At 47.2% G+C, this 12209-nt stretch carries 9 protein-coding genes and 1 pseudogene; all 10 read right to left on the bottom strand.

The features are described from left to right. Positions 1-37 precede the first annotated feature (37 nt). Positions 38-1576, bottom strand: coding sequence for an IS66 family transposase (gene tnpC / locus ACVCAM_RS25120; protein ID WP_004181747.1), 1539 nt, complete (start codon positions 1574-1576; stop codon positions 38-40). 49 nt (positions 1577-1625) lie between these two features. Beyond that, a complete protein-coding gene (gene tnpB / locus ACVCAM_RS25115; RefSeq protein ID WP_004114612.1) occupies positions 1626-1973 on the bottom strand; it encodes an IS66 family insertion sequence element accessory protein TnpB in 348 nt (115 codons plus the stop codon). Beyond that, on the bottom strand, positions 1970-2347 hold the full coding sequence (tnpA, locus tag ACVCAM_RS25110; RefSeq protein WP_004118218.1) for an IS66-like element accessory protein TnpA: 378 nt from the start codon (positions 2345-2347) through the stop codon (positions 1970-1972). Before tnpA ends, tnpB begins: the two co-directional genes overlap by 4 nt. Before the next feature lie 111 nt (positions 2348-2458). Further along, positions 2459-3121 (bottom strand): annotated as a pseudogene (locus ACVCAM_RS25105) (IS5 family transposase); the annotation flags it as partial. A gap of 322 nt (positions 3122-3443) precedes the next feature. Beyond that, positions 3444-6884: a molybdopterin-dependent oxidoreductase gene (locus ACVCAM_RS25100; protein ID WP_023302365.1), complete on the bottom strand. Its 3441-nt coding sequence runs from the start codon at positions 6882-6884 to the stop codon at positions 3444-3446. A gap of 149 nt (positions 6885-7033) precedes the next feature. Next, a complete protein-coding gene (gene cueR / locus ACVCAM_RS25095) occupies positions 7034-7468 on the bottom strand; it encodes a Cu(I)-responsive transcriptional regulator (protein ID WP_023336667.1) in 435 nt (144 codons plus the stop codon). A 219-nt stretch (positions 7469-7687) separates the two neighbouring features. Next, on the bottom strand, positions 7688-8635 hold the full coding sequence (gene lpxC / locus ACVCAM_RS25090; RefSeq protein WP_023302364.1) for a UDP-3-O-acyl-N-acetylglucosamine deacetylase: 948 nt from the start codon (positions 8633-8635) through the stop codon (positions 7688-7690). Between the two features lie 312 nt (positions 8636-8947). Beyond that, on the bottom strand, positions 8948-9217 hold the full coding sequence (locus tag ACVCAM_RS25085) for a hypothetical protein (protein WP_225388535.1): 270 nt from the start codon (positions 9215-9217) through the stop codon (positions 8948-8950). Continuing rightward, positions 9201-9605 (bottom strand): helix-turn-helix domain-containing protein, encoded by a 405-nt coding sequence (locus tag ACVCAM_RS25080; RefSeq protein ID WP_071532327.1) that lies wholly within the window; start codon positions 9603-9605, stop codon positions 9201-9203. Before ACVCAM_RS25080 ends, ACVCAM_RS25085 begins: the two co-directional genes overlap by 17 nt. Positions 9606-9697: 92 nt before the next feature. Continuing rightward, complete coding sequence (locus ACVCAM_RS25075) at positions 9698-12199, bottom strand: heavy metal translocating P-type ATPase (RefSeq protein WP_447093727.1); 2502 nt, start codon at positions 12197-12199, stop codon at positions 9698-9700. Positions 12200-12209: the final 10 nt, after the last annotated feature.

Here is a 12209-nt window from a genome sequence, read left to right as displayed (position 1 = left end):
GTAAGCGTACAGCGAGAACCGTATTGACGGGGATGTGTTATTCAGTTGGCAGTGTGATGCGCCAGGGTAGCAGCTCGCTGACCCGGTTGACCGGCCAGTCAGCTATGACGTCAAGGACATGGCGAAGGTAGCTTTCTGGATCCACGCCGTTCAGTTTGCACGTCCCGATCAGACTGTACAGCAACGCTCCCCGCTCACCACCGTGGTCTGAGCCGAAGAACAACCAGTTTTTACGACCCAGACTGACCATCCGCAGCGCATTTTCAGCGATGTTATTATCGGCTTCGGCCCAGCCGTTTTCTGCATAGTACGTCAGGGCCGGCCACTGGTTCAGGGTGTACGTGAACGCCTTTGCCAGCTCCGAGTGTCGCGACAGCGTTTTCATTTTTTCACGCAACCAGCTTTCCAGGGTACTAAGCAGCGGTTTCGTTTTCCGCTGACGTTCAGCAAGCCGTTGTTCCGCCAGCATTCCTCTTATTTCCGCCTCCACGGCATACAGTTCGCCGATACACTTCAGGGCTTCCTCCGTCAGGGCTGACGGCGTGCGAACGTGCACATCGTGGATTTTACGGCGGGCGTGAGCCCAGCAGGCGGCTTCCGTTATCCGGCCATCGCGGTACAGCTCGTTGAACCCGGCGTACGCATCCGCCTGTAGCACACCGCTGAACCCCGCAAGATGGGTCTGCGGATGGATGCCTTTTCTGTCGGGGCTGTAGGCGAACCACACCGCCGGTGCCAGCGCTGACCCGGCGTTGCGGTCATCACGAACATACGTCCACAACCGCCCGGTCTTCGTCTTCTTATTGCCCGGCAACAGCACCTGGACCGGGGTATCATCGGCATGGAGTTTACCGTCAGTCAGGACATAGTCCTGAAGCGCCTCCTCCAGCGGGGACAGCAGCCGGCAGCATGCATCCACCCAGCCCGACAGCAGTGAACGGCTCAGTTCCACGCCCTGGCGACCGTATATTTCAGACTGACGATACAGCGGTGTGTGCTCTGCATACTTTGAGGTCAGCACGCGGGCCATCAGCCCCGGTCCGGCGATACCCCGCTCAATGGGGCGCGAAGGCGCGGGGGCCTGCACGATGGCATCACATTTTGTGCAGGCATGTTTTTCCCGTACGGTCCGGATCACCCGGAAGGCGCTGCGCATCAGCTCCAGCTGTTCAGCGGCATCCTCACCCAGGTAACTCAGCGCACCACCACACTCCGGGCAGCAGGAACCCGCTGGCCGCAGGCGTTTTTCATCGCGGGGGAGTGATTCGGGGAACGGTTTGCGGGTGCGGGTCTGACGCAGAGTGCGCTGTACTGCCGGGTCATCCACCCGACCGGTCAGCGTATCGCTCTCTTTCTGAAGCCGGTTCAGATCGGCTTCCATTTGTGCGATACGGCGGGAGACTTTTTCAGAACGGCTGCCGAAGTTCATCCGGCGAAGTTTATCCAGCTGCGCCTGCAGATGGTCTATTTCGCGCTCCCGGTCTGCCAGCTTTTCCAGCAGGGCACGGTTCAGCGCTTCCTGTTCGGCAAGGCGCTGTTTCAGCAGAAGGATGTCGTCAGAAGAGATGTCATTCATAAGCCAGCATTTTACCAGGCTTATTCTGCGACAACCAGGATAAAGAAGCCTACAGCATGGTCAGGGAGGTCAGCAACCGCTTCGGCTGTCGCCAGTCGATGCCTTCCAGCAGCATTGCCAGCTGCGCCGGGGTCAGGAACACTTTGCCATCGCGAGCTGACGGCCAGGCGAAGCGCCCGCGCTCCAGCCGTTTGGTCAGCAGGCACAGCCCGTCGCCGGTGGACCACAGAAGTTTAACCTGACTGCCGCTGCGGCCCCGGAAGATGAAGACATGGCCGGACATCGGTTCGTCTTTCAGCGCCGTCTGCACTTTTGCAGCCAGCCCGTTGAAGCCGTTTCTCATATCGGTAATACCGGCAACCAGCCAGATTTTGGTGCCTGTTGGTAGCGGGATCATCGCTTCAGTTCCTGTATCAGCAGAGTCAGAAGCTTTTCGCTGACAGTGCCGTTGAGGCGGAGTGTCCCGTGCCGGAACGTTACCTCACAGCTGATGCTGAGCTCTGAGTCCTCAGCGGGCGGTTCTGGTTGTACGGCGGTGGCATCGAGAGTCACAGGAAGTAACTGAGGACTCTCAGAGGAAGGTAATAGCAGCTTTCCCTCGCGCCACTGCTGGCGCCATTTAAAGAGCAGATTGGCATTAATGCCATTTTCAAGCGCCAGTTTTGAGATGGATATCCCGGGTTCGCAGGAGGCAGCAACGAGTTGCTGTTTAAACTCAGGAGAATAATTAGGGCAGCCTTTACGCCTGCCGGGAGTCATATTTTTCTGCATATCTGACACTTTGGTTCCCACTACTTATTTGGTGGACACCACTTTGTCGGATGCTTCAGATTATGACCAGACGGTTCACGCTGTACGCTTACGATTTATTCAACAAAGCCCCTTCTTTTTCCATCGGGTCAGAACCCGGCGAAAGCGATTCATCCAGCTATGAGTCCTCTCAACGCCCCAGAGAGGGGCTTTGAAGTCCCTGTTTTTACTGGCGTCAGACTCCTCTTTACGGGACTGAATATGTGGCTCGTAACGGCGACTCTGCAGATACGTTTTCAGCCATCCAGCTTCGTAACCTTTGTCCAGACAGAGCCTGAGTTTCCCCCCGGATGCCCCGCCTGAAGGGCATCGAGCGTATCCGCAACCAATTTGATGTCGTGCGTGTTCGCTGCTGCGACGACCAGCGACAGAGGAAGCCCCCTGGCGTCCGTCAGCAGGCTGCGCTTTACACCTTGTTTCCCTTTGTCCTTAGGATTGCGACCTGTTTTTTGTTCCTGACAGCGGCGATTTGGTCATACAACCGTCCATCGACAACCAGGACCAGTCAATGCTGTCCAGATGCTCGCAGGCAAGCAAACCGTTCTGCCAGAAGCGCTCAAAAATGCCTGAATCGTGCCACTCCTTAAAGCGCCGGTGTGCAGAACTCGATGAACATATCCCGGTGGCGTTCAGACAACCAGTCCTGAGGAAGAAGAATATGGCATCCATGGCAGCGCGGTTATCAACGCGTTTCCGGTATGTATCGAGTGGATGGCTGGTTTTGTGCTCAGGGATACCCGGTCATTTTTTTAGGCTCGATGCAGAAAAACAATGAAGTTTCAATTTTATCATTGCAAGCCTTTCATTCACTAAAACTCCTCGGCCAATCCGAAACTGGTGACTGTAGTAATTTCTTACAGGCTAAGACTTGCAGTAACTTGAAGGTAAGGGGGAGGATGATAAAAATTCATGAAGATCGCACTGAAATAATTCATTAAATCGGTTATTGAGTTGGATTGGCGCAAAATAATTAAAAATGTCTTTAAAACATAGCGTTATCCATTGAATAACATCAGACCACTAAAATGGCCTGATGTAAAGGATGCTAATACCTATCTCAGGCATCAATAGTGATATCACCGGCAGGAATGCACTGGCATGTCAAACATGCACCCTCATCAGAGGGTTCCACACCATTCAGATGCTGCACGTTCCCGGCAATCACCTTAGTTGAACAGCTTTCACATTGTCCAACACGACAACCACTAGGCATTTTAATCCCAAGTTTTTCTCCAAAATTCAGCAGAGTACCTTTATCCGTGGTCCAGATCTCTTCTCTTCCTGATTTTGCAAAAATTACTTTATGACGTAATGAGGGATCATTATTTATTTTTGTCGGAGAACGAAATATCTCGTAGAAAATAGCAAATGCAGGTACACCTCTCTCCTGAAGCCCTCGGGATATCGCATCCATCATAGGCTGCGGACCACACATGTAATAACGAGCATTATTCTCAATAAGATATGCCTCGACATCTCCCGCACCAACATAACCAGCTCTATCATAATCCAATCCTGGAATATCACAGTCGAGGGGCTGGTTGTAGATATTAATTACTTTAAGCCTGTCAATAGACGCATTTAGCTCCGCAATTCTTTTCTTAAACGCATGTAGCCTACTATTTTGATTAGCATAGAAAAGCCAGATTTCCGGACCTTCCGCTTGGGGGTTAATAGACTCCAGATAGGAAATGAATGGAGTAATTCCAATACCGCCAGCAAATATTACGACAGGCTGGACGGCATTGAGCGGGACAATGAAATTCCCCCCAGGAGGCGTAAGTTCAACATCCTTGCCTATCTGCAAATGCGTGTTTATGTAGGATGACATTATTCCTTCTACATATTCACCTTTCTCATCAGTCGCTTTCTGATGACGGACAGAAATGGAATAGGTTTTACGGTCATGAACAAACGCAGGGCCTGTCAGCGAATACGCCCGGGTAACGATCTCTTCAGAATCGCTCATCGGACAACAGCTAACAGTGATATGCTGGCCCGGTTCATAATCAGGTAAGTAGCCTTCACTATTCGATTGGAAGGTAACTGTCGTAACATTATCTGCTTCTTTTTTCAGTTCAATGACTTTGAATGTTTTACGACCTTCCCAGGGGCGTCTTATCAGCTCAAAATCATTCAAGCGGCGAATGCGGCAGCGGAATGAACGCAAAGGTAAAGCACCGCTGACTGGATCATAGCTATCACCGCTGATTAAGCTATTGTAATTGCTACTGTACTCACCTTTAACCGGGTATGAAGGTTTGCCAAAATCAGGACAAGCCTGCCACCACCCAAACTCAGCAATTACAGTTTCATGAGAGAGTTTGGCTTCCACTTTTGCTCTAAATCGAGCAAGACCTGCTCTCGTTTCAATTTCTACCCAATCCCCCGTCTTGATACCTTCTTCGTCAGCCAGAGCTGCCGAAATGTCTACCGTTGGATAAGGTGCTTTTTTTCGTAGGCTAGTCAGGCTTCGATGTTGGCTATGACAGAAGAATCCGCTTTTAACGGATGTCAGCATTAGTGGATAATCAGGATCGTTGCGCTGGTATTCTTGCGGCTGTACATACTCAGGTAAAGGATTGTAACCATAGCGATGAAGGATCTCAGAGTAAAACTCTGCACGTTTTGTTTCTGTATTGAAACCTGCCAGATATCCACTATTTGGGTCTCTGAAAGCATATTTTCTGACTTTATGCTCAAGCGGGATATCGTAACCTTCTGGCTTATTTCTGAGCATCTCAACAGTCAAACCTAATGGTTCTAGTTGATAATTCCAGGCTGCCTCAATATTGCCGTCGAAGAACGCTTCATTCATTCCTAACCGGCATGCAAGATCGAAAACAATCTCAAGGTCGGAACGGCTTTCACCGCGCGGAGAGACCATTTTTTTTCTCAACTGAATGTGGTCCTGAGCAGCAGCACTACTTTCAAACCCGGTTCTTAGGCCTTCGCGCTCCCAGGCAGTGTTTACTGGCAGAAGGATATCAGCATACTTTGATGTAGGCGTTTCAAACAAATCTACATGGGCATAAAACTCAAGTGCCTCAAGCGCCTGTTGTCCGAGAGAAGTATCACTTTGTGAAAGTAATATGTTGGCACCAAAGCCAATTAACCCGCGAATTTTATAGGGTGTACCTTCTAATACTGAATGCCAGATATCCTGAGAATGAACCCAACCTTGTGAAGGCGGCCCGATAGGCCTTTCTTCAAGACCTAATGCTTTATCCCATTGTGATTTTGGCATCAGTGTCGGTGAATTAACCACATTCACCGGGTGGCTGGCATAGATTCGATTACATCCTTCCTGATCGAAACAACCGGTTAAAGCATACAGTGTCGCAATCGCACGTTCTGTTTGGGTGGCATTAGTGTGTTGTGCCACTCCAGACCAGCTGTGGTAGGCGATTTTCTTGGCCCCGGCAATCAAACTCGCAGCGGCTTCAATTGATGCAACAGATACCCCGGTGATACGGCTTACGTTTTCTGGGTCATAATTAGCCAACATATCTTTAAAAGATGAAAACGCCGTTTGGCAGGAAATTTTTGCACCATCAGCTATTGCAACTTCAACATTACCCTCAAGTGCAGCTGTAGGCGTCAGCGTTTCTTCAGTTCGAGTCTCGGAATCGATAAATGTGACTTGCTGGTTGTGTTCGTCCCAAACTGTATAGCGATTACTGATGGCAAGTGGGTTAATATCTTTTTCCCGAAGAAAATAACCATTATCATTTCGAACCAACAAAGGACCATTAGTCCAGTTTCGAACAAACTCATGATTAAACAGGTTTCTTTCTACCAGGAGATGGCTTAACCCCAAAGCTAATGCACCGTCAGTTCCAGGATTGACATCAAGCCAGGCATTTGCTTCTTTCGCTAAAGGTGTCGGGCGAGGATCCACGACGATCAGTTTTGCACCGTTATTTCGACCAGTACCAATCGCGCTAGCCTGGGCAAGCCAAGTATTCGCGGGGTTATGCCCCCAAAGAAGGATAAGATCGGCATGGGAATAGTCAGCAACAGGGATGCCGCAGCCAAAGGTCCATCGATGTGCAACGTCTTTATGCCAGTTACATATTTCAGTTCCATAGCTGGTGTTTGGGCTGCCATAGATACGAACAAATCGCTCTAACCATTCAATTGCATCGCTGAGGGGGGTACCGCTTGGGCTCGTAAAACCGAAAGCGACAGATTCAGCTCCGTTCTCTCGTTTAAATTTTTCCAGTTGTCCGGCTATCGTTGACATAGCCTCTTCCCAACTTATACGTTTCCAGCCCGGGTTCTCGGCACCTTTAGGATGGGTTCTCTTCATCGGGTACAGAATTCTATTTGCGCTGTCCACCAGCTCAGGTGCCGCTTTGCCCTTCATACACATGGCCTTACCATTAGGATGTTCAGGGTTGGCCCGTACCTTGATCAGGTGGTCATTTGCTACTTCATTCAACGTCCCGCAACGCGAACGGCAAAGTGTGCAATATCCGGGAATAATATCTGACATTGTAAACCTCACTACTAAAAACAGTTAATATATTTTAAAAACCACATTGCTTTCTTTTCACCCAAGAATTACTAACCCAATTAATGTTAATATCATCTTGTTTTGTGGGCGTAATTTCAGTTGAAATTACTGTCATATATGGGTAGCGGCTAAGTAATTTCAGGGCCAGAATCTGATTCCTGCAAACCGTTAACATCTGCAAGATACAGTGCACGCAAAATAGGGCATTCAGGCTTATCATCCCCTGCACAGCAATCAGAAAGCGTTGTAAGTATTGATGCCATACGCTGAAATTCTTGAATTTTTACAGTCAACTCGCGGATGTGTGACTCGACTAATTTTTTCACATCAGCGCTTTGGCGCGAATGGTTACCCCAAAGACAGAGAAGTTCTCCTGTTTGCGCCAGAGAGAAACCTAACTCCCGACATCGACGTATAAAATGCAATTTGTACACATCAATATCGCTGTACATCCGATACCCGGCTGCAGTTCTTGCAACTTCCGGTATTAATCCCGCCTCTTCGTAATAGCGGATCATTTTGGCGGAAACTCCGGATAACCGGGCAGCATCACCAATGTTCATCCTTACCTCCCAAAATGTATTCTGTTAATATCAGATCCAGTTTCAAATGACGTCGTTTCTGACACTCTTACCTTGCATACGTAGTGATACGGTTACCGTTTGGCTCATCAAGACTTAGTCGATATCCAGCCTAGACCTTCCCGTGGTGGTAAGGTCAAGAAAAAAATCATCAAGATAAGCTGTGTAAAAAACCAGATGTGACGAACATACTCATATCCCTTATGACCACATACTTAATGACTCAAAACACTCTTCTTTGGGTTTAGAAAGGATGGTTTCTCTAGTGGCATCATTTTTATATTCACCAACACTCACTAATTCCCATGATTCGACATCATTCAACAGTGCAAGCATCAACTTATTATTTAATGCATGCCCTGACTTATAAGCATGGTAGGCGCCAATAATATTATGGCCTGATACAAAGAGGTCTCCAATCGCATCCAGTGTTTTATGTCGCACAAGTTCGTTATTAAATCGCAGACCTTCCGGATTCAGAACGCTATATTCATCAAGCCCTATCGCATTGTTCAAACTTGCCCCTAACCCAAGACCTTTTTGTTGTAGAAGTTCTACATCACGAACAAATCCGAAAGTTCTGGCATCAGCAATCTCGCTAATATAGTTTTCTTTCGACACTTCAATATTTAATCTATTAGTCTCAGCAGAAATCAAGGGATGCTTAAAATCAATCATAAAATCGATCGAGAACTTTGAGTCTGGATGCAAAAGAGCCCATTTGTCGCCATCTTTTACGGAAACCGTTTTTTTTATCAGAAGATATTTTTTTAGCGCACACTGCTCTATCAAACCAGCGTGCATTATTGAGTCTATGAATCCTCTGGCACTCCCATCGAGAATGGGAAGTTCTGGAGCATCGAGCTCCACCAAGAGGTTATCAAGCCCCATGCTAGACACCGCAGAAAGGAAATGCTCGATTGTTGAAACTCGAACTCCCTGAGGGTTGATAATGCTTGTTGCCAGCATAGTGTCATGAATCTGATCGGCACGGAGCTGAATATCAACAACAGGAGTTACATCTGTTCTACGGAACCGTATGCCACTATCGGCACCAGCAGGCATGATTTTCATGTTAACGGTTTTACCGCTATGCAAGCCAATACCGTTTAATTCAACAATATTCTTGATAGTTTTTTGCTTGATCATGGAGACCTCTGTTTGCTCTAGCGACTAGGCAGAACGTCCGCAACAAGGTTCCATTGATGATTCCCCCTATTGCTCTGTTCATCGTCCTCGCTACTCTCGACTTGGTTCCATTAAAAACCATGAAGTTGATATAGGGTCAAGATTTTATACGATATACACATCAAGCATCTTGCATGAGTCGCACTGACTGACCCGGGTTAGTTACCATCATATTCTTTATGGTTGAGACCATACGGAAATCAGTGAATTAAAAATATTTATTCATCCAAAACACAAATGGTTTTAAGAAAGCCTAATGCCCTTCTTGTAAAATTATTCAAGATAGTCAAGTATGTTTTTTATATTGTCAATTAAGGCGACATGCAGGTCAGGGTCATCACATTCATCTGAATGGCAATAGGAAATATGTTGAAGTATAATTCTTTTTTTGAATTCACTAACTGTACACTCCAACTCATACACCGACCGTACGATATCAATACAAGGTTCATCATCGATTAAAAAATCCTGCATTTTATTATACTTATCAGTCAGTTCTTCTATCATAGAAATTAATACGGGGTCATTAACTAACATTGGCATATCTCTCCTCATAGTCTGAAAGTAAAGATGGACACAGCGCTGATAAATTCCAATTCCCTTGCTTGCGGTACCGACCGGGAGGAAGATGAAACTTGTTTTTAAAAGCTCTCGTGAAAGTTTGTTGCGAATTAAAACCATACTGAAGTGCAATGTCCAGGACTGTTCTGGAAGTCAATTTCAGATCAATCGCAGCACATGATAATCGACGAGCACGAACATATTCACCCAGCGCAACACCGGTCGTCTGTTTAAACAAACGTTGAAAATGCCATCGTGAATACCCAGACTTCTCAGCAATAAATTCTACTGGCAAGGTTGTATTCAATGAACTTTCAACCCACTGCAAAATATCTTTGACAACACTTTCAGAATATTTCCTGGTGTCCATTCTCTCCCCCCAAACCATATTCTATGAATATATTCAAACCAGAATACGGTCTCTGAGTCTGTCATCCATGAAGAACTCAGGGACCCAACTCTTTATTTTCGTAATAACCTCAGGCCATTTGCCACAACCAGAAGACTGGCACCAACATCAGCAAATACAGCCATCCACATAGTTCCCATTCCCATGAGCGTGAGTACAAGGAATACGGCTTTAATACCTAGAGCGAGGCTGATATTTTGCACGAGTAAGCTGTACGTTTGTCGGGATAATTTTACAAAGGCTGGGATTTTACGCAGGTCATCATCCATTAAGGCTACATCTGCAGTTTCAATCGCCGTATCAGTACCCATTGCGCCCATAGCAAAACCGATATCAGCTGCAGCCAGAGCCGGTGCATCATTGATACCATCACCAACCATCCCAGTGATTCCAATCCGTGAATGCTCTTCAACTGCACGATGTTTATCTTCTGGCAATTGATTCCCTCGAGCCTCATCGATTCCAACCTGAGATGCGATTGCTTTAGCTGTATGTGGGTTATCACCAGTCAGCATAATAGTTTTAACGCCAAGTTCATGAAGTTGTTCAATCGCTTCACGGCTGCTGTTTTTAACAGTATCAGCAACAGCGAACAACCCAAGCACTTGCTTACCATCATTGAGTAAAATAACTGTTTTACCCTGGCTTTCCAGCCTTTGTACTGTTGCTTTAATCTCTGATGGACAATTAAAGTGTTCTTCAGTCAAACGCAGGTTACCAAGGTAAAAATCCTTACCTGTAATCGCGCCATGCACACCTCGCCCAACAATCGCTTCAAAGCTGTCAACATCCTGCTTTTTCAAATCAGCAGAAGCATTCACAATTGCCAGTGAAACAGGGTGATCAGAGTAACTAGCGAGACTAGCTGCAGTAGTACGAACTTCACGCTCGCTCCACCCATTGAATACCATTACGTCGGTTTGTACTGGTTTCCCATAGGTAATAGTTCCTGTTTTATCCAGCGCAAGGGCTTTTAGCTTACGTCCCTGCTCAAGATAAACACCGCCTTTAATGAGAATCCCTTTGCGAGCAGCTGCAGTAAGTCCACTAACAATCGTTACTGGCGTAGAAATAACCAGGGCACATGGACACGCAATGACAAGCATAACTAAAGCTTTATAGATCCACTCCTGCCATGTTCCTGCCCCAAACAATGGTGGCAATACAGCAACCGCAACAGCAATACCCATAACGACGGGGGTATAAATCTGGGAAAAGCGGTCAACAAAACGTTGGGTAGCTGCTTTGGCGCCTTGCGCCTGCTCAACGGCATGAATGATGCGAGCAAGGGTTGTATTATTTGCAGCTGCAGTGACTTTATATTCAAAAGAGCCTGACTGATTTATTGTTCCAGCAAATACAGCATCGCCCGCAATTTTATCGACAGGCATACTTTCACCTGTAATTGGAGCTTGGTTAATGGTGGTTTGGCCTTTGACGATTTCTCCGTCGAGACCAATTCGTTCACCTGGTTTTACCCTGACAATACTGCCCGGTTGTACGCTACTGGCGTCAACTTCCTGCCATGTTCCATCAGCTTGTTGGACCATTGCAGTTTCAGGAGTCAGGTTCATCAGGGAACCTATTGCATTTCTGGCTCTATCAAGTGATTTGGCTTCTATCAGCTCGGCAATGGTGAATAACACCATAACCATCGCCGCTTCTGGCCACTGCCCAAGGACCAAAGCCCCAGTAACGGCAATACTCATTAGTGCATTGATATTCAAGTTGCCATTGCGAATCGAAATCCAACCTTTTTTGTAGGTTGTCAGACCACAAGAAAGCACTGCTATCAAAGCCAACCCAGCTTCTAGCCAGTCAGGCATATCAGCCCAGTGCATCACTTCGGCTGCAAGAGCAGCTACGCCAGCAAGAGCTAATGGCCACCAGGGCTTTTTTTTCTCCTGGGTATTTTTCTTGCCGCTAGTATTATCAGAGACTTCTGGCGCGAATCCCAACGAGCGAATTGCAGCCATGATAGCTTCAAGCGAATCCGGTGTATGGGTTACAGTCAAAACACGCTGCATCAGGTTGAAATCAAGCTCTTTAACAGCGCTCATTCCACCCAGTTTCTTTTTGATAAGATTTTCTTCAACAGGACAATCCATCTGCATAATGCGAATTTCTGTCCGTAATCCACCAGCCACAACCTGCGAGCCCCCTAGGCTACTCAATTGTTCTGGAGCAGCGGAGCAACAATCCCCCTCATGGCCGTGATCGTGGCCTTCATGAGAATGCTCTTGCGCGGCATGAGCATGGTTACATCCCTTATGATTATGCTCATCATGCGAATGCCCTTCGCCGCCATGGCTATGGGCATCATGATTATGGCCTTCATGGTTATGGCCTTCATGGTTATGGCCTTCATGGTTATGGCCTTCATGGTTATGACCTTCATGGGAATGATCATCACTGCATTTCTTGTGATTATGAGCCTGCTGATCATGTGCATGATCATTTGCTTTATGTGATTCACCAGTATTCTTAACCCGGAGTCCTGTCCCTAAATTGAACGTTTCACAGCAACTAAATAGATGCGCGGAATAGTAGATCACTGAAAGGGAA

It is taken from the genome of Enterobacter sp. CFEC122 (assembly GCF_052983755.1).
This window is presented reverse-complemented; position numbering and strand designations above follow the sequence as displayed.